A 24,649-nucleotide genomic window follows, 5' to 3' on the forward strand; every position below is an offset into this window, starting at 1 on the left:
CTTTATGGCTTTATGCCCATAACATCAAGTTTTTTAGCCAAAAAAAATCCCAAGTCGTGCTTGGGATATGGATAATCAATGAGTTATCTAAAATTAAATCGCTCTTGATGAAAAGTTGCTTTTGGTAAATGCTTCGGCAAATCTTTGCGTAGGCTTTCGGCAAAAGGCTGTGGACCACAAAACCACACAGCTTTTGCTTCAGGTGCTTTTGCCGCAATCTTATCCATTGTTAAGAATCCTGCCTCATCACTGATGTGTAGATGAAAACGAACATTCGGTAACTGATGGATCAATGCTTCAATATGCGCAACATCAATGGCTTCACGTGGCGTTTTAACACAATAATAAAAATCCACTTCGGGACGAATCTTAGGATTGTTCACCATCGCTTCTAACCATGCCATGAACGGCGTGATGCCAATCCCACCTGCCACCCAAACCTGGGGCGACTGATCATTGTATTGAAAGCAGCCATAAGGCCCTTCCAGCGTGACCGTATCGCCAACATGTAAATTTGTCATCAATGAATGGGTATAATCGCCTAAATCCTTAATGGTCAAACGCACCTGTCCATTGCCTTGATCGGCACAAGACAATGTAAAAGGATGGGCGCCTTCAAGGGCACTCGTGCGCAAAAAGGCAAATTGCCCGGCTTGATGATGAAAGCTTTTGGGCAATTGGCACGTCACGTCAATGATTCTATGATGATGTTTGATGGCAATGATGGTGCCTTGATGTCTCACCCCTGCCCCAATTTTTCCCAGCATTGCCCACACAGCCGCCATCGAACCCACAACGGAAACCAGTACAATCAGCATGCCAACAGGCTCAGTCCAATAAGAAAACGGCATCAATACCAATGAATGAAATGCCAAAACAATGAAAACTGGCGCCATCAAACGATGCAAATGGCGCCAAATTTTATAAGAGAACTTTTGCCACAAGGTGATCACCAACATCACCATTAAAAAGTAGACCAAATATTCCCCAAGATCTTTCGCAATGCCAGAGAAACTTTTGAGCCACGCTTCAAAGCCAAACAATTCTGGTTTTGGCCCTTTGCCAGCCCCTGCCCCAAACAAATAAGCAAAAACAGGTTTACCCAACTTAATGAGATAATGAAACACCGCAAAGCCAATGGCAAAAATGCCCGCCCATTTATGCAGGGCATACATTTGATCTAAACCGCCAAACCAACGCTCTAAACAGCGCGGGCGAATCGAGAGCACTAAAATCAGTCCCATGAATAAAAAAGCCATGAGCCCTGATAAATAAATCAATTGCTTACGTAAAACCATCCCCGACCAAGTGATGGGATGTTGATACAAATCAATGCCCCAAACCAGCAGAGCGAGAGTAATGATCCCGAGGATCATCAAGCGTTGTCTATTCATAACGAACCTTTATTGTATTAAAGTAGAAATCATCATTATTCGATGCGAAAAAAAACCGCGAAATCTCGCGGTTTTTAGCATCTAAAGAGTCAATTACTCTTCGTGCATGATTTGTAATACTAAAGTTTCGATGTCTTCAGCAGGTACGTGTGCGTTAGGTGTCATTGGTACTTCACCCCAAACGCCTGAACCACCTTGAGTCACTTTAGTGATCAAGTATTCAACTGCGCCATCGTCATCTTTATACTTCTCATAAACTTCATCATAAGAAGGACCGATCACTTTTTCGCTTTGTTTGTGGCAAGCTAAACAACCGCTTTGCATTGCTAAATCGTGGTCGATTTGTGCAAATGCTTGAGAAGAAACAACACCAAAACCTAATAATGCTAATGTTAAAACATGTTTTTTCATTATGACAACCTCTTGATCAATATCAAAAACAAAAAAAATTTACTACTCGTAACGAAACATTTTACCATCGTTCCGTCAATTATTCCTCATAAATTTACTTCTTCGTGGGTCTGCGCCAATTTTGCACTTGGCGAAGCGTTGCACGCGTTAAGGCCAATGCCCCTTCAGTAATGGTTGAGGAAATAATGCTGCCTGCACCAATGGTTGCCCCTTTTTTGATCTCAACCGGTGCCACAAGTGAGCTGTTTGAGCCCACAAAAACGTTGTCTTCAATGATGGTTTGATGCTTATTCGCCCCATCATAATTACAGGTGATGGTGCCCGCTCCAATGTTGACATCGCGGCCAATCGTTGCATCACCTAAATAGGTCAAGTGACTCGCTTTTGAGCCTTCCCCTAACGTAACATTTTTAGTTTCCACAAAGTTACCGACTTTGCTGTCTGCTTTTAAAATGCTGTTTGTGCGCAATCTTGCAAATGGACCGATGGTGACATTGTCATAGAGCAATGAGTGCTCGATCATGGAGTATGGCAATATTGTCACATTGTCACACAATTTTGCCCCTTGAATCACAGAGCCCTGCCCAATGCGCACATTGTTCCCAAGAGACACCACGCCTTCTAGCGTCACATTTGGCTCAATAATGATGTCTGTGCCTTTAAGTTTAATCTCCCCACGAATGGTCACCGTTTCTGGGTTGATCAATGTTACACCTGATAGCATCAATGCTTGACGACGTTCATTTTGATAAATGGCTTCCAGCTCAGAGAGCTGCACGCGATCATTCACACCACGAATCAAGGTAAAATCCCCAGAAACAGTGCGAATGCCGATGCCATCTTCACGAGCAAGCGTCACCACATCCGTTAAATAGTATTCTTTTTGCTGATTATTATTCTGCAAACGTGGCAATGTCGCATGCAATACCTTACTTGAAGCGGCAAACAATCCACTGTTGATCTCTGTGATTGCTTTTTGATCCGTGGACGCATCTTTTTCTTCCACAATTGCCATCATATTGCCTGCATCATCGCGCACAATGCGACCATAACCATACGGTTGATCGGCTTTTACCGTCAGCCAGCACACATTTTGATCATCCACATTTGTGAGCATTTTTTCTAAGGTCGCTTGATCAATGAGCGGTGTATCTGCATACAAGACCAAAACATTACTGTCTTCAAGAATGCTCGGCAACGCATATTTCATGGCATCGCCTGTGCCTAAAAAGGTTTTTTGCTCAACCCATGTGATGTCTTGATCCGCGTGATAATGGGCTTTGAGCTTTTCCCCTTCGTGACCATAAATCACAATGAGTTGGGTAGGATTAAGCGCACGCGCAGTATTGAGCACATGCGTCAGCATTGGCTGCCCGCCAATTTCGTGCAACGGTTTAGGTAAGTTTGATTTCATTCTCGTGCCTTTGCCGGCAGCGAGAATCACAACGGATAGAGCTTTCATAATGTCCCTCTTATTGTTTATGCATTGCGGCTGATTTTACACTATTTTAAGGGGGTAAATTAAAATGTGGCTAAAAAGGCTTGAAAATCTGAATTTGAGCAAGATATTATGAAAGAATTACCCATCATTATTTTAAGGAAACATTATGTCCACCCCACTTCATCAACGCCATTTGCTCACCCTCTTGAATCATACGCCAGAAGAGATCCGCTATTTACTCGATTTAGCCCGTGATTTAAAAGCAGCAAAGCGCCGCGGTGAAGAGACGCAGCAGCTCAAAGGTAAAAACATTGCCTTAATCTTTGAAAAAACATCAACACGCACGCGCTGTGCGTTTGAAGTTGCGGCCTATGATCAAGGGGCAAATGTGACCTATTTAGATCCTGTGAGCTCACAAGTGGGACACAAAGAGAGCATTGCAGATACCGCACGCGTGCTTGGGCGTTTTTATGATGCCATTGAATTTCGTGGTGCCGCCCACTCTATTGTGGAAGATTTAGCAAAATATGCTGGCGTGCCAATTTTCAATGGTTTAACGGATGAATTTCACCCCACGCAATCCTTAGCGGATGTATTAACGATTGAAGAGCACATCAACAAACCATTGAGCGACGTTAAAATTGCTTATGTGGGTGATTCTGATAATAACGTTGCCATCTCATTGATGATCATCGCCGCTAAATTGGGCATGACCATTCACTTTGGTGCGCCAAAGAGCTTGATGCCAAACGATGAGATCATGCAAACGTGTCAAGCGATTGCCAAAGAAACAGGTGCCACCATCGAATGCTTTACAGATGCCAAAGCCGCCGTGGATGGCGTTGATTTCATCTATACGGATGTGTGGTTATCCATGGGAGAATCTAAAGATAAATGGGCAGAGCGCATTACAGAACTCTTCCCGTATCAAGTCAATCAAGCCTTAATTGATGCCAGCCACAATCCGAATGTGAAATTCCTTCACTGCTTGCCCGCCTTCCATGATGATCAAACCGCAGAAGGTAAAAAACTCATGAAGGATTTTCCTGAATTATCTCAAGGGGTTGAAGTGACGCACGAGGTATTTGAAGGCGCCCACTCCATCGTATTTGACCAAGCCGAAAACCGTTTGCACACCATTAAAGCAGTAATGGTCGCATCCTTAGCGTAAAATTGCGATAATCAACACCATTATAGATTCATCCATTGAGAGGATATGTTGTGTTAAAACGTTTATTGACCTTAGCTGGCGCATCTGTGCTCGCTTTCCAAGTGGCTGCGGCCGATGATGCTCAGCCCATTTTTGTGGAAATGATCACCAATAAAGGCAACATCACATTGGCGCTTGAACCCGAAAAAGCACCGAACACTGTCGGCAACTTCATTCAATATGTGGTCGATGGCCATTATGATGATTTAATTTTCCATCGTGTGATTCCTGGCTTCATGATTCAAGGCGGCGGTTGGGACAGCAATTTAGTGCCCAAAGAGACGCGTGCACCGGTGAACATTGAATCAAACAATGGCTTATCGAATGATAAAGGCACCATTGCGATGGCCAGAACCAGTGATCCAAATTCTGCCACCAGCCAATTTTTCATCAATACGGTGGACAATGCTTATTTAAACTATCAAAGTGATAACAATCCAGGTTACACGGTTTTTGGACACGTTGTCGATGGCATGGATGTGGTGGATGCCATTGAACAAGTGCCCACAAGCAACCGCGGCTTTGGGCGCAGTGATGTTCCCGTTGAGCCTGTGATCATTGAAAAAATGACTTTAATCGAAGCGCCAAAGACAGAAGCTTCGCCTGAAACAATCACCCCAGCGCCTGAGTCTGCACCTGCAGCTTAAGCCTCATCGAATCATTAGGAGACAACATGATCAAATTTCATACCAATCAAGGTTCTTTCACTGTTGAATTAGACCATGAAAATGCGCCAGTGACGGCAGAAAACTTTTTACAATATGCCAAAGATGGCTTTTTTGAAGGCACATTGTTTCACCGTGTGATCCCAGGTTTCATGGTGCAAGGCGGCGGTTTAGAGCCTGGCATGATCGACAAGCGCGATGGCCAACGTGCGCCGATTCAAAACGAAGCGAACAATGGTCTTAAAAATGTGCGCGGTTCTTTAGCCATGGCCAGAACCATGGATCCTCATTCTGCCACCAACCAATTTTTCATCAACACTGTGGACAATGGCTTTTTGAACTTCAAAAGCGAAACGCCACAAGGTTGGGGTTATGCTGTGTTTGGTAAAGTGGTCGATGGCATGGATGTAATTGATGCCATTGAGAAAGTGGAAACCACTTCTCGCCGCGGTCACGGTGATGTGCCTGTTGAAGACATCATCATTGAGCGTGTTGAAATCATTGACTAATCTATTAAAACCGAACGATGATCGCGTGGTGTACTTCATCAGCGATCTTCATTTAAGTGAGCGCCGCACAGATCTATGTGCGGCCTTCTTTGATTTCATCTCGAAAATTGAGGAAGATGCCACAGATCTCTTCATCTTGGGCGACTTTTTCAATTTTTGGGTGGGCGATGACATTGCAACGGCTCTGACCGATGAGATTGCCCGCACGTTTAAAGCCTTATCAGACAAACGCATTGCCATTCATTTTCAGCATGGCAATCGTGATTTTGCCGTAGGTGAGCAGTATGCCAATGCTTGTGGCATGTCCATCATCCCTGAGATTTATGCCCTGCCCTTTGCCCCTGACATTGTGGTGCTGCACGGTGATCAATTGTGCCTAGCCGACACGCAATATCAACGCTATCGCAACATCATTCGTCATCCTTGGATGATGAAACTTTTAAGGGCTTTGCCGCGCCGTTGTCGCCTTAAAATCGGCAATAAACTGCGCGAAACCAGCCAAGAATATCAACAACATGTGTGCTGTGAAGAGGGGCCTTGCCGCTGCGATGTGGATGAAGCGGCGATTGAATCCATTTTAGTGCAATATGGTGCATCGATCATGATTCATGGTCACACTCATAAACCGGCTGTACACACACAAATCCATGGCACACGTTGGGTGCTGAGCGATTGGGACACCCGCGGCGATTATCTGCGCTTAGATCAGTCGGGGCTCACGCGCCATACTTTTTCCATTGATCCACTGCATAAATAGGAGTTTTGTATGAATATTTTGGATGTTGTTCAATCCCGTAAAACTTGTAAAGCCTTTGATGCCACAAAACCATTATCAAAAGCGCAAATTGAAGGCATTAAAACATTATTGCGCTATGCACCCTCTTCCGTTAATTCTCAGCCTTGGCACTTCTTTTTGATCGAAAGCGACGATGCTAAAGCGCGCATTAAACCTGCAATGATGGAAGCAAACCAAGCAAAAGTCATGGATGCACCTTTAACGGTTGTGTTTGCCGTTTCGAACCATTTAGATGATGCCGCTTTGTTGCACATTGCCGATCAAGAGGATCAAGATCAGCGCTATCCGACACCAGAAAACCGTGCGGCGAATGAACAAGGGCGCAAATTCTTTGTGGATTTAAACTCAAAAACCCGTGAAATGCAAAATCATTGGTGTGAGCGCCAAGCGTATATTGCCCTTGGCACATTACTATTAGGCGCTGAAGCCCTTGGCATCAATGCAACGCCCATCGAAGGCTATTTCCCTGAAAAAATGGATGAAGTCTTAAACCTTCAAGAAAAAAATCTGCACAGCATTGTGGTGGTGACGCTTGGTTTTTCAAGCAAAGAAGATTACAACGCCACATTACCAAAATCACGCTTGCCTGAAGATGAGATTTTTACTGCGCTCTAAGTCATATTTCACCCATAAAAATCCCTGCCGTGGCAGGGATTTTTATTAATGATTCAATAGCAGTCGATGAATGTCCGCTTTGCGATCGTTTGACTGCGTAATGGCAGAGATCACCGCAATGCCCTCCACTTTTGTGGATAACACAGAAGGTGCATTGTCCACCGTGATGCCGCCAATGGCGACTTTAGGCAGAGCCGGATAAGCCTTAATGCGCGCACTTAAGCCTTGCGTACCAATGGCAGGTTCTGCATCTAATTTAGAAGTCGTGGGAAAAATGGGCCCAACGCCCACATAATCTAAGCCCGCAACTTCAGTCGCGGCCGCCAATTGCTCAAGCGTATTGACCGATAAACCCACATCAATGCCATGGGGTTTGACCATTGCGATGGTTTCTGCAATGGCTCGATCCGATTGCCCCACATGCACAGCATCGGCTTTAACTTCAATGGCCAGCGCCACATCATCATTGACGATGAAAGGAATGTCCGCACTTTTACACAATGCTTGCAGCGCTTTTGCCAATTGCACGCGCTCACTGTGTTCCGTCAATGAGCCTGTGCCCTTTTCCCGAAATTGATAACAAGTAATGCCGCTGATGATGGCAGTTTGCAAAACAGAAGCCAATGTTTCATCCGCTGCAATGTCTTGTGTGCCCGCCACAAAATAGAGGCGCAGCGCTTTGTGCCAATTGATCATTCCACAGCTCCTAATTGACGATAAGCAGCATGATTGGTCGGTCCATGACCATGCCCAACCTCAATGCCATGGACAATGGCAGATGTGATGAAGGCTTTAGCAATGCCAATGGCATCTTCTAAAGATTGCCCTTTGCCCACTTCTGCGGCAATGCAAGCAGAGAAAGTGCAGCCTGTGCCGTGCGTATCTTTTGTGGCATGGCGGCGACTTTCAAACCAAGTGCCTTCGCCCTTTTCTGTCCAAAGAAAATCACGTGCGGATTCTACATTCAAAGAATGACCACCTTTGATGAGCACATTTTTTGCGCCAAGGGCTTGAATGTCTTTCGCTGCCTGCGCCATCTCTTCTTCTGTCGTGATGGTGCGATTTAAAATGGTTTCCGCTTCCGGAATGTTTGGCGTAATCAAGGTTGCGATCGGTAACATGTGTTCGATCATCGCTTGCGTTGCTTCCGTTGCCATCAAAGATGCGCCGCCTTTGGCAATCATCACAGGATCGACAATCAAAGGCGCCGTGGAATGTGCTTTTAAATAATCACTGATGGCGATGATGTATTCGCTATTTAATAACATGCCCGTTTTAATGGCACTTAAAGAAAAATCGCTGAACAATGCATCAAGCTGCGCAATGACGCCCTCAATCGGCACAGGATAAACGCCATGCACGCCAAGGGTATTTTGCGCCGTAATGGCAATGATCACCGAGGTGCCAAACACATCACGCTCTTGAAAAGTTTTTAAATCGGCTTGAATGCCCGCGCCACCGCCACAATCAGAACCTGCAATCGTACACACCTGAGGAATCATATTGTTCTCCTATTGAATCATTTTGATGCGTGCTTGATCAATGCCTGATAAAGCATACAACTGATCTAAAAAATGCATTTGAAACGAGCCTAGCAATGGACTTTGCTCAAAGGCTTTATCGCCAGCAATGCCATACAATGCGTGCGCCATCGCAACGCTCTCTAATGAATTGTCCACACTTAAAAAGGCAGCACACACGGCGGTCAATAAGCAACCCATGCCGGTCACTTTTGTCATGAGTGGCTGACCATTTTCTACGCCGATCACCCGTTGACCATCACTGATCCAATCCGTTTGCCCGCTGATGGCAATCAAACAGTTAAAACGCTGTGCTGCTTCCATCGCCAACTGTTTTAAATCATACTGACCATCACCGCTGTCCACGCCTTTTGCTGACCATTGAATGCCGCACAATGTGGCAATTTCGCCCGCATTGCCACGGATTAAAGTCATTTCGGTGGTGGATAATAGGCGCTCAATGCTTTTTTGACGATAATCACTCGCCCCAACGCCCACAGGATCTAACACCAAAGGATGGTCGTGCTCATTCGCAGAGCGACCTGCCAATAACATCGAATGGAAAACGGGAGATGTGAGTGTGCCAATGTTTAAAGCAGTGGCATGACAAATGGCGGTGATCTCAGCGGATTCTTCTTCCGCATACGCCATAATGGGCGAAGCGCCAAGGGCTAATAACCCATTGGCCACAAAATTTGCCACCACTTGATTGGTCATATTGTGCACCAAAGGTGCGGCGGCTCTTAATGAACGTAAATACGCATCAGCATCCATAATGGACTCCTCATAGCGCCAACGTCGGGATGCGATCCCACATTCCCTACGCTGGCATTAACCAGATCAGGTAAAAGGGTTAGGCTCAGCCTTCTCAGCAAATGCACCCCCAGTGGACAATAAAGATGGCGGGCTATTTGACCATAGCGCGCAGTTTTTCCATCTCCAATAATTTGATTTCGCGATGATTCACTTGAATCAAGCCTTGCTCTTGTAAACGTTTTAACAAACGGCTCACCGTTTCCACTGCTAAGCCTAAAAAGCTACCAATGTCCGAGCGGGACATGCTGAGTACAAACTCAGTTGCAGAATAACCACGGCGCGCAAAACGAGAAGAGAGGCTCAAGAAAAGTGCCACTAAACGCGCTTCTGCGGATTGTGAACCGACCATCATCAACAATTGTTCTTCAGAATGAAGCTCTTGACTCATGATGCGTAGCAATTGCTTAGACACACCCGGAATCACTGCCGATAAATCTTCTAAGCGATCATACGGCAATTCACACAAACTCGTGGTTTCAAGCGTACGAGCGCCACAAGGATGCACACCCGTTGCCACCGCATCTAATCCGATGATTTCACCCGGTAGATAAAAACCTGTGACATATTCTGTGCCATCTGAGGCCACATTATATGTTTTCACAGAACCGGAACGAATGGCATACAACGATGTGAATCGATCCTCGGGAAGATATATATGCTTGCCACGTGGTAATGGTCGGCTATGACCTACAATTGACTCCAACTTAGTGAAATCATCCCCTTCTAACCCAACGGGAATACACAGCTGTTGCAAGCTACAATTGTTACATGCAATTTTTAGATTTCTCAATACAGACATATATTAACTTCACTTATTTATTAAATATTCAGACCCATAACCATTATTCTGATATTACCACAGAAATCATTCATTCCATGTATACCATCAGACTTAACTCAAATAACTGAGTCCACTCACGCCTAAAATGATCAAAAAGAGCCCAAAAGCCTTCTTGCCGGTGAGTGGTTCTCTAAAAATCAAAACGCCAGAGAGTGACACCATCAAAGTTGATAAGCCTGACCAAACGGCATACCCGATGCTCACATCTAAACGTTTAAATATTATATTAATTAATACAAAAAAAATACTGTACCCAATGACAACGCCAAGGATGGGCTTTTTCTTCTCAAAGCCATCGGACAACTTCAAGCAGATGGTACCGACAGTGCTGAATAAAATAGCGATTACTAGCATCAACCAAGGATTAAAACTTTCGATGAATTGAATAAAACCAGTAACGTATTCTGCCATATTTATTTAGAACCCAATATTAAGACGCCAAGGATGATCAGCGCTAAACAAATTGCAATCGGGATGGTGATCACCTCTTTATAGAAAAAGAGCCCGATCAAGAAGATTAACACGGCCCCCGACGCTGACCAAATCGCATACGTGACCGCAACCTCCATTTTACGCAAGCAAAATGTAAAGCATAAAAATGAGACACCAAAAAACACCAACATCAAAACCACCGCCCACCATACGGTCAAGCCATGGGCTTCTTTCATCATGACGATCCCAAGCGCTTCAAAAATAATGGCACCAGCTAAGAGTAGTTTTGCAGGCATGTTCTTCTTTATATGTATTCAAAAGATTGTCATTCTAGCATTAAATCCTTCAATGTGTGACTTAATCGCATTTTCAAAAATAGATAAATTTTATGCGTTGCTCACTCAATTTTGAGCCTAAAGAATCTACAATTGTAGCCAAAAACCATCTACACTTGTAGCCCAAACCCCTCATTTTTACTTGCGTCAAGCCTTGTTGCTTTATTAAGACAAAAGCAAAAATTATGCTTATAATCACCCCACTTATGAACGATGAAAATAATGGGAGCAATCTATGGAATTAATCATCACGGCCTTTTTATTGGGTCTTTATGGCTCCGGCCACTGTATTTCGATGTGTGGCCCTGTGGTGGGGATCATTGGCATCAATACACAAAAAAATCATGTATCTTCCGCCTTTTTAACGAATCTTGGGCGCATCACAACCTATTCAATTTTAGGCATCATTGCTGCCATTTTAAGCATTGCCATCAATGACTTAAAGCCACTGCAAATGGTGATGCGTTATTTGGCAGCTATATTGATGATCTTTGTGGCACTGCAATTTTTTGGCTTTCCCAAATTTTTAGGCTTCATTGAAAAACCCCTCAAAAGTTTAGCTGCCCCCATTACAAAGTTATCCCAAAAGTTCTTCCCGATCACAACGCCATTGCGCGCTTATCTCTCTGGCATGGTGTGGGGATTATTCCCATGCGGCATGGTGTATGCTGCATTTGCCATCAGTTTAAATGCATCCACTTTCATTGAAGCACCGCTCATTATGTTCAGCTTTGGCATCGGCACCTTTGCGGTCATGGTGTCCCTCTCCATTTTTGGGAACTATGCGGGCAAATGGCTCACTTCCCCAAAATTGCGCGTAGCTGCGGGCATTTTGATTTTAGTGATGACACTCTTTTATATCGTGCCGATGTTAATGGCAGATTTAGGCTTAAAAGAAGATGCTCACGCCCATCACGGTGGTCATGGTGACCACGGCATGATGATGGATCATGGTCAGATGAATCACGGCGCAATGGATCACAGCAACATGAATCATAGTCAAATGAACCATGACACAATGGATCACAGCAACATGAACCATAGCCAAATGAACCATGACACAATGGATCACAGCAACATGAATCATAGTCAAATGAACCATGACACGATGGATCACAGCAATATGGATCATAGCCAAATGAACCATGACACCATGGATCACAGCAATATGGATCATAGCCAGATGCATCATTAACACTGAAACTTAGTCATCACCCATCAAATGGTGCAATAATGGAATTCATCTGTTATTGCACTTTTTTTTGAAACTTTAATAAGGAAAATACGATGTCTTATCGCATTGATACAGAACTATTTGGCCCTTACGAAAACTTTAGCCACATCATCATTGATGATGCCACACAAAAAGCGGTGGTGATTGATCCTGCGTGGGATGCTGACTACATCATCGAACGCCTTGAGCGCTTAGGTGTCACTTTAGAGGCCATTTGGCTCACCCATGGGCATCATGATCACACCAATGCCGTCGATGCCCTGCGCGCAAAATTACCCGTACCCATTTATGCCTCACAAATTGAGATCGATTTCATTAAAAATGAACCCTCAGCCCTCTTGAGCAAAGTATTTTTACCTTTGCCCGAAGATGTGCAGGGCTTTCATGATGGAGATCAATTATCCGTTGGCAACACCCATGTTAAAATCATCCACACACCCGGCCACAGCAGTGGTTCGGTCTGCTTTGAATTGACAGATGACTTGATCACGGGCGATACTATTTTCATCAACGGATGCGGGCGCGCAGACTTGCCCGGCTCGAATCCTAGTGACTTATATGAGTCCTTAAGAAAGATTGTTAAAACCGTGCCCCATCATGTGACACTTCATACGGGACACGCCTATGGACCGAGCGATACCGCAACACTTGCTTCACAGATTGAAAACAACCCATATTTAAAACGAGCGAATCGTCAAGAGTTTTTGGCCTATCGTATGAATCATTAGGTGGATCAATATTAAGGAGCCTATTATGAACAGTGTATTCATCACCCTCAGCAATCTGGCCGTCTTTGCGGCACTGTTGTATCTACTCTTTTGGATGCAAAAGAAATATTATTCATTCGCTAAACGCGTCTTTACCGCCCTTGGGCTCGGCGTGCTCTATGGCCTTGCCATGCACTTCTTATACACGAAAGGCGCGCCAAGCTTAGTCAATACCGTTGCCTACATTGACATTGTGGGCACCGGCTACGTCAAACTCTTACAAATGATCATCATGCCGCTCATCATGGTGTCATTGATCTCTGCCATCATTCGTTTAAAAGAGGGTTCTTCCCTTGGCAAAATCAGTGCGCTTTCCATTGGCATGCTCGTCATCACCACCATGATTGCAGCCTTTGTGGGCATTGTGGTGGCGCATCTCTTTGGCTTAACGGCCGAAGGCATGGTGGCAGGTTCTGCCGAAGCGGCGCGCGGTTCTTATTTAGAAGCCACACAAAGCAATTTAGGCAATCTCTCATTTGCCCAAATGATCATTGACTTCATTCCTGCCAACCCATTTTTAGACATGACGGGCGCACGCAAAACTTCAACCATCGCGGTTGTGATCTTCTCTGTGTTCATCGGCATTTCTGCGATGGGCGTTGCGAAGAAAAAGCCTGACCTTTTCAAATCATTTGAGCACTTCATGCAAGTGGCACACGCGATTGTGATGCGTTTAGTCACCATCATCTTGCGCTTAACCCCATATGGTGTGTTAGCGTTGATGGCAAAAATGGTGACCATCTCTGAATTTGCAGAAATTGTTAAACTCATCAGTTTTGTGGCAGCTTCCTACGTTGCCTTGATCGCAATGTTCATCATTCATTTGATCATCATCACCGCCACCGGTTTAAACCCAATTCAATATGTGAAAAAAATCATCCCTGTATTGATTTTTGCTTTCACATCACGCAGCAGCGCCGCTTCCATTCCTTTTAACATTCGTACGCAAACGCAAGGTTTGGGGATTTCTGAAGGGGTGGCGAACTTCTCAGCATCCTTTGGGGCAACAATTGGTCAAAATGGTTGTGGCGGTATCTATCCTGCCATGCTTGCCTTTATGATTGCGCCAACGATGGGTGTTGATCCTTGGACGCTCAGCTTCATTTTACCGTTACTTGTGATCATTGCCATCAGCTCCTTTGGTGTGGCTGGCGTGGGCGGCGGTGCAACGTTTGCGGCCCTCATCGTGCTTTCTGCCATTGATTTCCCTGTGGCACTTGCCGGTTTATTGATCTCCATTGAACCTTTAATTGATATGGGTCGAACTGCGTTAAACGTTTCAGGCTCCATCACCGCCGGTACTGTCACTGCACGCGTTTTAGGTGAAATTGACACTGAAACTTTCAACAGCAATGAACAAGTGCAATTAGACTCAGACTCAAGCACAAATGAGTTGAACTAAGGAGGTCAGCATGAGAATCATCATCATTGGGGCACAAGCTGCAGGCATGAGCGTTGCGGCAAAAGCTAAACGCATGGATAAAACGGCGGACATTGTGGTGTATGAAGCGAGCGACATCACTTCCTTTGGCGCTTGTGGGTTGCCTTATTATGTGGGCGGTGAGTTTGATGACCCAACTTATATGTCTGAATTAACACCTGAGGATTTTGCCAAAAAAGGCATTACAGTCAAGACATTGCACACCGTTGAATCGATTGATCCTGCGGCAAAAACCCTTAAAGTCAGCCATGATGGCAAAACCTTTGAGGATCATTATGATCGCTTGATGATCGCAACCGGCGGCAGCGCCATCATTCCGCCAATTGAAAATGTGAGCCTCAACAATGTCTTCACCCTCAAAACCATGCACGATGGTTTAGCATTGCGTGAAATTGTACGCACAGATGCCATCCAAACAGTGACAGTAATCGGTGCCGGTTTCATTGGACTTGAATTGGTGGAAGCCTTGGTTCACCTTGGCAAAACCGTTCATCTATTTGAGCGTGAAGATCGCATCATGCCTGAAGCTTTTGAGCCTGAATTGTCAGCATTATTGCTCAAAACTTTAGAGGATCATGAGTCTGTGCATGTGCATCTCAATGAGTCAGTCACGAAAATCGAAGGTGAGCATACAGTGACGGGTGTCACAACATCGCGCGGTCACTATCCTTCTGATTTAGTGGTGGTGTGTACCGGTGTGCGCCCAAACACAGCTTTCTTGAAAGAGAGTGGTTTAGCAATGCTCCAAAATGGCGCGATTCGCACCAATGAATATGGGCAAACAAATGTTGAGCACATCTATGCAGCCGGTGATTGCGCCACCGTTTGGCATGCTCAGCTACAGACAGATGTTTACTCACCTTTGGCAACGGGCGCAAATAAGCTTGGGCGCATCATTGGGGAAAACATTGTGGGCGGACAAAAAGCTTTTAAAGGTCTACTCAATGCCGCCGCTGTACAACTATTATCCGTGGAAGCTGGGCGCGTTGGGTTATCAAGTAAAGAGCTCGCTGCCCATAACATTCCCCATCAAAAAGTCATTTTGACGGATAAAAACCACGCCAACTACTGCAAAGGGCAAGCAATGCTCACCATTTTGCTCTTTTATCATCCTGACACTAAAGTGATTTTGGGTGCGCAAGTGTTTGGTGAAAATGGTGGCGCTGTCCATCGTATGCACGCTTTAAGCGTGGCAATTATGACAAAGCTCACCACCGATGATCTTGCCTTTTTAGACTTTGCTTATGCCCCGCCGTTTGCTCGCGTGTGGGATGCCTTAAACATTGCCGGCAGCATTGCAAAATAGTCGATTGACTGAATAAAAAAACCGCAGCTTGCTGCGGTTTTTTTATGATCTATGGTTTTGCCTCGATGCGATAACGCCCTTTGGTCACCATAATGTTTCGAAGCTCAGGAATGTACATATCCTCAAGCAACGTAATCGGCACTTGATAATGCCCTGGCACTTGCGCCTCTAACACATATGCAAAGCGGTACGTTTCCCCAGCTTTCAGGTCAAACGCCGCCACATAGCGATCAAAGCGATACTCTTCATGCGTGAGCACATTACGCGTTAAATTCGTGGCGTTGTACTGCTCATAAAATTCATCAACGTTGTCCGTCACTAAATTTGGATTAACGAGCACAAAGCCTGTGGGCACAAAATCAGCGAGCAATGCATTCGGTAGATTCTTTTCAGATTTGAGCATGACATACACCACAAAGTGCTCACCGACTGACAATGCTTGGGCATCGCCTGTCACATAATCTTTTGCAAAATCCACATTAAAGGTACGCGCATCTAAAGCCTTTGAAGGATAACCTGAGATTTCATACTCTAAAAAGAGCGGCTCTTCTGCCGTTAATTTGGCAATGTGATTGGCATTGATGGGCTCATCAGGCGTCACTTCATCGGCTTGACCATTGATCAAAACAGATAACGGCACTGTATCCTCAATCGTATCGATGCCCACTTTAATGAGCGCATAGCGCTCTTGCGTACTGAAATATTGCTTTTGATTCAATGCATTATTGAGATCAACATTCAGCTGCTGAGTTTTGGCTACATCTGTAAACAAACCTTTCACCGTCAATTCATTGAGCACATTGATCGCATTTGCTAAAGCCGAAACACGCGTTTGATAAGCCCCAAAATCACGCTGCCAACCCATAAAATCTAAATGATTGAGATAATTGCGTGCAGCCGTCGGATGACTCAACATTAAGTTTGCTCCCGCTAAATAAACACGGCTCAAAGGACTCAATGCGGCGGTATAAGGCTCTAAAAATGCAATGTCCGCACTGAAGATTTTACCTTCACGTGCCAATAACCATACGCCATAACTTAAATTATTCAGTTCAGACTCACCTAATAGATAAGCACCTGCATTGTTCGAGGCTTGATACGTTTCAGTTAAGCGCTGCTTCACATAACGCAATCCTTGATCCACCACCGTTGGGGAGACTAAACTTGGATCCTGCTTCGCCAATTGCGTTAAAAAGTCTAACGCATACACAGAGGTTGGGAAATAACTCTCCCCAGCTGTCCAAAATGAGAAACCACCATCCTCACGCTGACGATCAACCAACTGTTTGACCACATCGCGCAGCATCTCTTTTTCCCATGCGGCATACTCTAAGCGCGGACCATTGGCAGTTTGATGGCTCGCTTCATAATTGCGATACACTTGCTCTTTTTGCCCATCTAACAAAGGATTGCTTTTAAACAACCATGGGAACGCTGCACTGGTCGTTTGCTCAGTACAACCATATGGATAACTGAATAAACCATCAGTATAAGAGAGCACATTCACTTGCGGATGACGCGATAATGTCAAACGCTCCTGATAGTTGCGATCAAATGGATCTGTGAGCGCCGCATTTCTCACCCATGTTTGACCTTTAGGCAACAATTCACGTTGATATTGTGTGGTGCGCTCTGTGATGGGATCCGTTCCTAAGCGATAATTGCGCTCTGCTTGATAACTTTTTGCATCAATTGACAATGCAATGTCCGCACCTTGTGTGTATTCAGGCAATGAAATCGGAATCAAATGCTGACGACTTTCGCCATCTTTTAACGTGACCCTTTCAGCAAAATCCAAGGCCAATTCAGGGCTTGTGACATGAATTTTCACGTCATCTTTTTCACCGCTCAAATTGTGCAAAGACAGCGATACATTGCTCTCATCACCCACGCGAATGAAGCGCGGCGTTACGATGTCTGCCACAATGGGCGCGCGAATGATCATTTTTTCTTGTTGCTCACCCATACGATTGTTTGAAAAGACTTTCACCTCAACTTGCGCTTCGCCATTAAAATCAGGCAACAATAATGTCACTTCACCTTGTCCATTGTCATCTAAGGCAATGAGCTCACTCATCAGAGAAACGGTTTTCATCTCGGTCATATTATCAATGCTTAAACCATCTTCAGCGGATGCTTGACCATCTCCCCCGAATTTTGGCACCAATAATGCATAAGCACCGCGTTTAAAGAGGCGATTGTAATAGTCGATGATGTCCACGCCATATTTTTGATGGGCAAAAAAGGCATCAAAAATGCTCATGGCGCGTTCAGGAATCATGTTTAAAATGCCTTGATCTGTAATGCTTACAGTGGCATACAGTGACTCTTGATCTGCATTTGGGACAGAAATCTTAATGGTGGTTGGGCGATCCGGCAATGCCACTGTGGTTGCACTGACTTTTGGCGACAATAAACGATCCGCGCGATTCAAATGAATGGGAATCAAACCGAGTGAACGCACCACTTCTTTCTGCTTTGTGGTGGAGAGCAAGAAACCCGATAGATAAAGATCATGACGATTCCAATCCGCATTTAATGGTACTTTAACTATGGTTTGCCCCTTTTTCACATTGAGATTTTGGGTGTACAGCAATTGCCCGCCCTCTAACATCAACGTGAGATTACCATCTAAAGGTGCATCAATCGTCAGGGCAATGGTTTCGCCCGTTTGATACGCCGCTTTATCGGTGGAAAGCGCCAAAGCATTGGGCTTCACCGCTGGCAATTGCCCAGATGAGGTGCTTGACCATTCAGCACTGAACGGATATTGCGTCACCATGCGGGAAGATAAATCTTCCACCTCTAAAATATAATTGCCCCAACTGTTGGGATTGACTTGATAAGTGATCGGTTTGCCGGCTGCTTTCACCACTTTTTGTTCACGAATTTGATAATTATAATTCTCATGGCAATCCCAGCCGCTGTTTGGGTTATAAACCCATGTGCAGGCGCTGTCCTTATATTTTAAGGTGAGTTTTAAATCACCTGTGCCATATTGCTGATTTTGCTTGGCAGTGAAAATCTCAAATGTGGCTTCTGATCCATAGCCGAGCTCATTTTTTCCAAAGAGCGGGCGAATCACGGGCACCACATTGGTGGGCCAAAAGTCTGTTTTAAAACTGCGCGTGATGCCACTGGTTTGACCATCTAACACCGTCACATTTGCCGCTAAACCCAAAACAGCAGAAACCGCAGGCAAACCTGATTCCACACCTAAAGATAGGCGCTGTTCGCCTTTACCTTCAGCATTTAATGTACTGTCATAAGCGATTTGATCCGTCACAGCATTGAATGGAAAATCGATTGTACCCACATACCAATCGGAATGACCTTTAAACGGTGTACGATTGACGCGTAAATCCCCTTGAATCTTCACGCCATTGTGACTGGCAGGCGCGCCAAAAAGATAGTGACTATCCATGCCAAGCATCACATCATCATGCAGATCATATTGATCTTTCACACCAGACAATGTCAGTGCCATGCGCTCTGGCATGAATTCTTCAATGAATAAATTTAACGCACCATTGGGTTTTTCACTGGCGGCATCTGTGCGCACTTCCACGCGATAACGCCCTGTTTTATCCGCAGCACTTGTGGATAAATGGGTTTGATAAAAACCCGCTTCAATGGATTCAACCGTATTGTCATACACCACTTTATGTTCAGGATTGATCAAACGGATGTTGATGGGCTGCTTTGGCAACATTTGCCCATCTTGATTGCGCAGTAAAATGTTCATGGGCATGGTTTCACCGGGGCGATAGAGCTCGCGGTTACTGTAAACATACGCCATTTGATCATTGTATGACGCGCCATCGACCGCATAATCATTGAGATCAAGGGCAATTTCTTTCAATGGCAAAATGGAAACATCCGAGCCCTTTTTAGCCACGACAATGTCATCACGCGTTAATTTTTGTGGAATGCGACAAACGCCATCCTTAAACCAACACAGATCTTCAGTGATGGCAACTTTGCCTTGATCATTGCGCCACACTTCAACCGTTGCCCCATCAATCGGCGTTCCTGTGGAAAATTGATTGCCCACAATCACGGTTTCATTCGGATACAAACGAGCATGCAAACCCATGTCCGTAATGAATAAAATGCGCGTATCTAAATTGCGGCTGATTTCACCAGCAGCATTGACCGTAACAATGTATGCACCGGATGTAATGTTTTGATCCACCGGAATGTTGTGCAGTGTTTTTTTCGTGGTATCAATGTGACTTGGGGCACGATAGCGGAAAATGCCCGCAGGTGTCATGTCTTTTACATAGCGGCTCAAATCCCATTGACTGATATTCGAGCCAATGTAAAAGCGCTCTAAAAATTGCGGCAAATGATCCAGTTTAAAAAACTCAATGTCCACCTCTTCCGTGCCCATCATCTCAATGCTGAGTGCACCTTGGGCAATTGGCATCACAGGACCTCTGCCCATGATTTTGACGGAGGAAGACGCTTCACCCACATATAAATACTCACGATATTCATTACCGCCGTGATCCTTAAATGATCCCGATTTCACTAAGTAATCGCCCGCGCCAATTGGATAATATGACAAACGATAACCATCTTTACTCAAATGCCATTGACCCTTGGTGTCGGGTTTTCGCGTCCAATCTTCATAATCATATTTTTCAACCACAAAGAGCTTTTGCAATTGATCTTGTTTAAAAACTTGTGGATCATCAAAAAAAACCGTGACGGTTTCTTGATCATCGAATTTAGCTAAATTAATGGAAGCCACTTGTGCGTGCGCAAACACTGGTAATGCGGCCAAAGCTGCCATCAGCAGCGAGCGTTTCAGGGGGATCATAGTGCCATCCTTTATGGTTGATTGCTCAAAATTATCGCAAATATTGTGAGCAATTACTATGTTATCCACAGGGAATATTTACTGGATGATATAACGGAAAAATCTTGTTTATCAGCATCATAAAGATTATTAATATAGAGATATCTGCCCTAGATCACACTTTTTACACAAAAAGTTACCCACATTTCCATATCACATAAATATTTGATATGGTTATTAATATATAAAAATTGCTGTATTTATGCACAAAGTTATCCACAGGCTGTGCAGACTCATAAATTTCCCTTATGAGTCTGCAAGATTCTCTTAATTAGCCTTTATGCTGTGTGATCGTTAGGATGGCTCTATAGATCAATCATCTGAATAACCAATAGAGGAGCTTCATATGTCAGAAAAATATTTAACCAGTGCCAACGGCGCCCCGATTGCCGATAACCAAAACTCCATCACCGCTGGCCGCCGCGGACCTGTGAGTTTAGAAGATTACCATTTAGTAGAAAAATTGGCGCACTTTAACCGTGAAAACATTCCTGAGCGTCGCGTACATGCCAAAGGTGGCGGTGCACATGGTTTATTTACTGTAACCCATGACATCACGCAATACAGCCATGCAGATTTATTCTCACAAGTGGGGAAAGAAACGCCTGTATTCATGCGCTTTTCAACCGTGGGCGGCGAACGCGGTTCAGCCGATACAGCGCGCGATCCACGTGGCTTTGCCGTGAAATTTTACACACAAGAAGGCAACCTTGACGTTGTGGGCAATAATACGCCTGTTTTCTTCATCCGTGATGCCATCAAATTCCCAGATTTCATCCACACACAAAAACGTGATCCACGCACCAACTTAAAATCACCGCGCGCCATGTGGGATTTCTGGTCTTTATCACCTGAATCTTTGCACCAAGTGACCATTTTATTCTCTGATCGCGGGATTCCAGACGGTTTCCGCCACATGCACGGTTATGGTAGCCATACTTATAGCTTAGTCAATAAAGATGGCGTGCGCACATGGATCAAATGGCACTTTAGAACCAAACAAGGCATCAAAAATATTCATCCAAAAGATGCAGAAGTTTTAGGGGGCACCAACCCTGATTATGCGCAAGAAGATTTATATCATGCCATCGACAGCGGCAATTACCCTAAATGGGGCGTGTACATCCAAGTGATGAGCGAAGAGGAAGCCGCCAATCGTGAAGAGAATCCTTTTGACGTGACAAAAGTGTGGTCACACAAAGAGCATCCTTTGATTGAAGTGGGTGAAATTGTGTTAAATCGCAATCCTGACAACTACTTTGCAGAAGTTGAACAAGTGGCCATGGCGCCAAGCAACGTGGTTCCGGGCACAGGTTTATCACCCGATAGAATGCTACAAGGTCGTATTTTTGCATATGCAGATGCACAACGTTATCGCATTGGCACCAACTATCAACAATTGCCAGTGAACGCACCAAAATGCCCATACCACAATTATCAACGTGATGGCGCCATGCGTTTTGATGGCAACCAAGGCAGTGCACCTAACTATGAACCCAATAGCTTCAGCGATGCGCCAAAGCAAACGGATCATAAAAATCCTGCCTACAATGTTGGGCAAGATGGTGCCGTTTATCAATACGATCATCGTGAAGATACGGATTATTACAGCCAAGCGGGTAACTTATTCCGTTTAATGAACGATGAGCAAAAACAATTGTTGATCGATAACTTAGTGGATTCTATGCGCACCGTTGATGAATACATTCAACGCCGTCAGATCGCCCATTTCCTTAAAGCGGATCAAGCTTACGGTGAAGGCGTCGCTAAAGGCCTTAACATCAAATTGTAATTGTCAGTACTCCCCCACTGACATCGAGTTTTGCCACATGCTTGCATGTGGCTTTTTTGATGGAAAATCCGCTACAATTAGTTTCCTCTTCTCATTGATGCCTTATATGCGTGCATTTATCCTTCGGCTCATCACACTGCTTTGTGCCACATTTACGGGCTTAGTGCTGCTCTTGATTGCGGCATTCTTGATCTTTAACCATCGTTATCCTTTGTCGATTCCAAAAATTGAACCTTCGGTTGTGGTGGTGGATCAAAAAGGTGAAGTGCTCAGACAATTTGCCGACTCAGAAGGCATTTTCCGCCATTGGGTGACACTGGATGATGTCAATCCGAACTATCTCAATGCCTTGATTCATTATGAAGATCGCTATTTTTATCACCATTTTGGCATCAATCCCTTAGCCACATTGCGTGCCTTTGGGCAATGGGTGGCGCACCGTAAAATCATCTCAGGCAGCTCAACCTTAACCATGCAAGTGGCACGTTTACTCTATCCGCATGAACGCACTTTCACGGGTAAAATCGAGCAGATGTTTCGAGCCATTCAGCTTGAACAACAGCTGACGAAAGCAGAAATTTTAACCCTGTACATCAACATTGCACCGATGGGGGGCAACATTGAAGGTGTACAAACTGCAAGCTGGCGTTACTTTGGTAAAGATGCGGCGAGCCTTAACATCGCAGAAAGCGCATTATTGGTGGCATTACCGCAGCGCCCAAGCGTGTATCGCCCGGATCATTCATTAACAAAAGCCATGCAAGCACGCAATAAAGTCTTGGCACGCTTGGCAGATTTTGGCGAAATTTCGCCCACAGATGCCCTTCGCTATCAACAAGAACCCATTAATTACGCGCCCTCAAGCACGCAATTTTCCGCACCTTTATTGGCGGAAAATTTAAAGCAACAATCCGATCAACATGTGATCCACACAACGCTTGATGGTCAATTACAACGCAAAATTGAATCTCTCCTTCGCTCACAGAGTAAAACATGGCCTGCAAAAGCCTCAGGTGCTGTGTTGGTGGTGAATAATCACACGCACGCCATTGCCGCTTATGTGGGCTCGGCTGACCTTTTTAATGCAGAACGTTTTGGTTATGTGGACATGGTGACGGCCATTCGCTCGCCAGGTTCAACATTAAAGCCCTTTGCTTATGGCATGGCGATGGATTATGGCATCATCCATGAAGCGAGCCTCCTCACGGATGTGCGCCGCGGCTTTGATGGCTATTATCCCAAAAACTTTGACAATGAAGTTAGGGGCGCTGTGCCAATGTTTCGTGCGCTACAGCTCTCTTTAAATGTGCCGGTTGTGCAAGTGTTTCAACATTTAACGCCCCATTATTTCACCCAAAAATTGCGCCAAAGTGGCATTGAGCTCTCCATTGATTACCCAACCCTCAGCATGATTTTGGGCGGCGTTGGCATTTCGCTGTGGGAACAAGTGCGCTTGTTTTCAAGTTTATCCACACAGGGTCAAATTTATCCGATGACAGTGACGCCGAAAACCGTCACAAGTACCGGGCAAATTTTATCCCCAGAAGCCGCTTGGATCACCCATAAAATCCTCAGCCAAACACGCCCCGCCAATCGTTTTAATCCCCGTAAAATTGCATGGAAAACAGGCACAAGTTATGGCTATCGTGATGGCTGGGCACTCGGGACAACTGCCGATTGGACAGTAGGCGTGTGGGTCGGTCGTCCTGATGGTGTACCGAATGTGGGCGCGCTCGCCAATCGCTATGCAACGCCGCTTCTGTTTGATGTCTTTAATCTATTACCTAAAGATCAAACAACCCTCACAAAGCCGCGCGGCATTACGACAGAAACCATTTGTTGGCCAAGTGGCCGCAACATGACAGATGTACCCATTGAAGCCTGTGAACAACAATACACCATCGATGCCATCAAAGGACAAACGCCGCCCACGCTCTATGATTCCCCGGGAGAAATGCCACATTTTGGCTGGCCGCAACTGCTCACGAAAGCACCATTACTGCTGCAATCGGCAGAGATTTTAACGCTACAAAATCAGAGCATCATTTACAAAAGCCCCCATTCGATTGCCCTAACGGCACGTGGTAATCCGCCGTTTCGTTGGTATTTAAATGGTCAATTGCTTGAGGACAACAAGCTGGATATTCCAAACTTAACGCTTGGGCAACACACTTTAAGTGTGCAGGATCATGCGCAAAAAGTGCACCGCATTGTGTTTGAAGTGCGCGAGTGAGAAATGCCGTATAATGGTTCTTTAATG

Annotated in this window: 21 protein-coding genes and 1 riboswitch; of the genes, 11 read left to right on the forward strand and 10 right to left on the reverse strand. The window is 45.0% G+C overall.

Annotation, left to right across the window (positions count from 1 at the left end; genetic code table 11):
* Positions 1 to 83 precede the first annotated feature (83 nt).
* From B143_RS0108360 to glmU, 3 genes are all read right to left on the reverse strand, one after another.
* The gene (locus tag B143_RS0108360) at positions 84 to 1,394 is read right to left on the reverse strand and encodes a ferredoxin reductase family protein (protein ID WP_018122919.1); all 1,311 of its coding nucleotides are present in this window, start codon (positions 1,392 to 1,394) and stop codon (positions 84 to 86) included.
* Positions 1,395 to 1,487: 93 nt separating this feature from the next.
* Entirely contained in the window at positions 1,488 to 1,805 is a 318-nt protein-coding gene (locus B143_RS0108365) for a c-type cytochrome (RefSeq protein WP_008316046.1), read from the reverse strand.
* Between the two features lie 94 nt (positions 1,806 to 1,899).
* Complete coding sequence (glmU, locus tag B143_RS0108370; RefSeq protein WP_018122920.1) at positions 1,900 to 3,267, reverse strand: bifunctional UDP-N-acetylglucosamine diphosphorylase/glucosamine-1-phosphate N-acetyltransferase GlmU; 1,368 nt, start codon at positions 3,265 to 3,267, stop codon at positions 1,900 to 1,902.
* A gap of 145 nt (positions 3,268 to 3,412) precedes the next feature.
* On the opposite strand from glmU, the gene argF reads away from it, so the two are divergent.
* Genes argF through nfsB form a run of 5 tightly spaced genes read left to right on the forward strand, consistent with a single transcriptional unit; the run spans position 3,413 to position 7,041 of the window.
* Positions 3,413 to 4,417, forward strand: coding sequence for an ornithine carbamoyltransferase (gene argF, locus B143_RS0108375; protein WP_018122921.1), 1,005 nt, complete (start codon positions 3,413 to 3,415; stop codon positions 4,415 to 4,417).
* 50 nt (positions 4,418 to 4,467) lie between these two features.
* Positions 4,468 to 5,103 (forward strand): peptidylprolyl isomerase, encoded by a 636-nt coding sequence (locus B143_RS0108380; protein ID WP_018122922.1) that lies wholly within the window; start codon positions 4,468 to 4,470, stop codon positions 5,101 to 5,103.
* Positions 5,104 to 5,129: 26 nt separating this feature from the next.
* Positions 5,130 to 5,630 (forward strand): peptidylprolyl isomerase, encoded by a 501-nt coding sequence (locus B143_RS0108385; RefSeq protein ID WP_008316042.1) that lies wholly within the window; start codon positions 5,130 to 5,132, stop codon positions 5,628 to 5,630.
* Positions 5,611 to 6,387 (forward strand): UDP-2,3-diacylglucosamine diphosphatase, encoded by a 777-nt coding sequence (locus tag B143_RS0108390; protein WP_248647524.1) that lies wholly within the window; start codon positions 5,611 to 5,613, stop codon positions 6,385 to 6,387. The genes B143_RS0108385 and B143_RS0108390 overlap by 20 nt, the downstream gene beginning before the upstream one ends.
* Before the next feature lie 9 nt (positions 6,388 to 6,396).
* The gene (nfsB, locus tag B143_RS0108395) at positions 6,397 to 7,041 is read left to right on the forward strand and encodes an oxygen-insensitive NAD(P)H nitroreductase (protein ID WP_018122924.1); all 645 of its coding nucleotides are present in this window, start codon (positions 6,397 to 6,399) and stop codon (positions 7,039 to 7,041) included.
* 45 nt (positions 7,042 to 7,086) lie between these two features.
* Here the strand turns inward: nfsB and thiE are convergent, their stop codons facing one another.
* From thiE to B143_RS0108425, 6 genes are all read right to left on the reverse strand, one after another.
* A complete protein-coding gene (thiE, locus tag B143_RS0108400; RefSeq protein ID WP_018122925.1) occupies positions 7,087 to 7,737 on the reverse strand; it encodes a thiamine phosphate synthase in 651 nt (216 codons plus the stop codon).
* Positions 7,734 to 8,543, reverse strand: coding sequence for a bifunctional hydroxymethylpyrimidine kinase/phosphomethylpyrimidine kinase (gene thiD / locus B143_RS0108405; protein ID WP_018122926.1), 810 nt, complete (start codon positions 8,541 to 8,543; stop codon positions 7,734 to 7,736). The genes thiE and thiD overlap by 4 nt, the downstream gene beginning before the upstream one ends.
* Positions 8,544 to 8,552: 9 nt before the next feature.
* Positions 8,553 to 9,335: a hydroxyethylthiazole kinase gene (gene thiM / locus B143_RS0108410; RefSeq protein ID WP_018122927.1), complete on the reverse strand. Its 783-nt coding sequence runs from the start codon at positions 9,333 to 9,335 to the stop codon at positions 8,553 to 8,555.
* 25 nt (positions 9,336 to 9,360) lie between these two features.
* A riboswitch (TPP riboswitch) is annotated at positions 9,361 to 9,456 on the reverse strand.
* A gap of 12 nt (positions 9,457 to 9,468) precedes the next feature.
* The gene (gene fnr / locus B143_RS09770; protein WP_051028017.1) at positions 9,469 to 10,176 is read right to left on the reverse strand and encodes a fumarate/nitrate reduction transcriptional regulator Fnr; all 708 of its coding nucleotides are present in this window, start codon (positions 10,174 to 10,176) and stop codon (positions 9,469 to 9,471) included.
* 93 nt (positions 10,177 to 10,269) lie between these two features.
* Positions 10,270 to 10,629: a DMT family transporter gene (locus B143_RS0108420; RefSeq protein ID WP_018122928.1), complete on the reverse strand. Its 360-nt coding sequence runs from the start codon at positions 10,627 to 10,629 to the stop codon at positions 10,270 to 10,272.
* Positions 10,630 to 10,631: 2 nt separating this feature from the next.
* The gene (locus B143_RS0108425) at positions 10,632 to 10,946 is read right to left on the reverse strand and encodes a DMT family transporter (protein ID WP_018122929.1); all 315 of its coding nucleotides are present in this window, start codon (positions 10,944 to 10,946) and stop codon (positions 10,632 to 10,634) included.
* A 274-nt stretch (positions 10,947 to 11,220) separates the two neighbouring features.
* On the opposite strand from B143_RS0108425, the gene B143_RS10090 reads away from it, so the two are divergent.
* The 4 genes from B143_RS10090 to B143_RS0108445 all read left to right on the forward strand — a co-directional run bounded on the left by B143_RS10090 (position 11,221) and on the right by B143_RS0108445 (position 15,733).
* Positions 11,221 to 12,180 (forward strand): urease accessory protein UreH domain-containing protein, encoded by a 960-nt coding sequence (locus B143_RS10090; RefSeq protein ID WP_018122930.1) that lies wholly within the window; start codon positions 11,221 to 11,223, stop codon positions 12,178 to 12,180.
* 92 nt (positions 12,181 to 12,272) lie between these two features.
* Entirely contained in the window at positions 12,273 to 12,947 is a 675-nt protein-coding gene (locus B143_RS0108435; protein WP_018122931.1) for an MBL fold metallo-hydrolase, read from the forward strand.
* 25 nt (positions 12,948 to 12,972) lie between these two features.
* Positions 12,973 to 14,388 (forward strand): L-cystine transporter, encoded by a 1,416-nt coding sequence (locus B143_RS0108440; protein ID WP_018122932.1) that lies wholly within the window; start codon positions 12,973 to 12,975, stop codon positions 14,386 to 14,388.
* Positions 14,389 to 14,398: 10 nt separating this feature from the next.
* A complete protein-coding gene (locus tag B143_RS0108445) occupies positions 14,399 to 15,733 on the forward strand; it encodes a CoA-disulfide reductase (protein WP_018122933.1) in 1,335 nt (444 codons plus the stop codon).
* A gap of 49 nt (positions 15,734 to 15,782) precedes the next feature.
* On the opposite strand, the gene B143_RS0108450 is transcribed toward B143_RS0108445, so the two are convergent.
* The gene (locus B143_RS0108450; protein WP_018122934.1) at positions 15,783 to 20,558 is read right to left on the reverse strand and encodes an alpha-2-macroglobulin family protein; all 4,776 of its coding nucleotides are present in this window, start codon (positions 20,556 to 20,558) and stop codon (positions 15,783 to 15,785) included.
* Positions 20,559 to 20,943: 385 nt separating this feature from the next.
* On the opposite strand from B143_RS0108450, the gene B143_RS0108455 reads away from it, so the two are divergent.
* Together B143_RS0108455 and pbpC are read left to right on the forward strand one after the other, a co-directional pair.
* A complete protein-coding gene (locus B143_RS0108455) occupies positions 20,944 to 22,389 on the forward strand; it encodes a catalase (RefSeq protein WP_018122935.1) in 1,446 nt (481 codons plus the stop codon).
* A 106-nt stretch (positions 22,390 to 22,495) separates the two neighbouring features.
* Positions 22,496 to 24,622: a penicillin-binding protein 1C gene (gene pbpC, locus B143_RS0108460; protein WP_018122936.1), complete on the forward strand. Its 2,127-nt coding sequence runs from the start codon at positions 22,496 to 22,498 to the stop codon at positions 24,620 to 24,622.
* Positions 24,623 to 24,649 lie beyond the last annotated feature (27 nt).

The organism is Wohlfahrtiimonas chitiniclastica DSM 18708 (genome assembly GCF_000375345.1).
GTDB classification, from domain to species: domain Bacteria; phylum Pseudomonadota; class Gammaproteobacteria; order Cardiobacteriales; family Wohlfahrtiimonadaceae; genus Wohlfahrtiimonas; species Wohlfahrtiimonas chitiniclastica.